The sequence below is a fragment of the Actinomyces sp. HMSC075C01 genome (assembly GCF_001812965.1).
In the GTDB taxonomy this organism is placed as follows: Bacteria; Actinomycetota; Actinomycetes; order Actinomycetales; family Actinomycetaceae; genus Actinomyces; species Actinomyces acetigenes.
In genome coordinates this window covers 5,813-6,360 of the sequence record NZ_KV810913.1, presented here as the reverse complement: position 1 = coordinate 6,360, position 548 = coordinate 5,813, and the positions used below count along the sequence as shown (strand labels likewise).

The following is a 548-nucleotide window of genomic DNA, read 5'->3' as shown; positions in this document are numbered from 1 at the left end:
CGCAGGTGGGTGGACGGCGAAAGCATGGTGTCACAGCGCGACGTGCCCTCCTCGGGACCATAGGAGCCTGCCTGGCCATGGTGATCGGCCTTGCCGGCTGGCTGTACTGGACCCACCCGAGCACCACCACCGCCTCCCTGCCCGACGGAGTCCAGAGGGGCGAGGAAGAATACCTCAGCTGGGCATTACCCCCTCCTGAAACGATACACGGGACGCTGTATTCAGGCCCGTTGCACTCCAGGAACCACGAATGGATTGGTACGGTGACATGGCAACCGCGCCATGCGGCGGAGCAGGACTATGAGATACGCCTCGGCGAGAGCGTCCACATCGAGGGACTGGGAACAGTAACCCTCCTCGAAGTCAACCCACCCCCAGTCATCCCAGATATCAACTTCTTCAAGGACAGAAGTGCAGGAGGATGGAACTATCGAGTGAACATCACCCTCGACCCCGGACTCTCCCTATGCACAGTAATCAACCCATGCACACAGAAATAACAACGGCATCGAGTCGGGCATTTTTCGCGGCCCCCAACAGAAATTCTG

At 59.3% G+C, this 548-nt stretch carries 1 protein-coding gene; it reads left to right on the top strand.

Annotation, left to right across the window (positions count from 1 at the left end):
• Positions 1-500 (top strand): hypothetical protein (locus HMPREF2883_RS14480; RefSeq protein WP_218079108.1); only part of this gene is annotated, 500 nt, incomplete at its 5' end.
• Positions 501-548 lie beyond the last annotated feature (48 nt).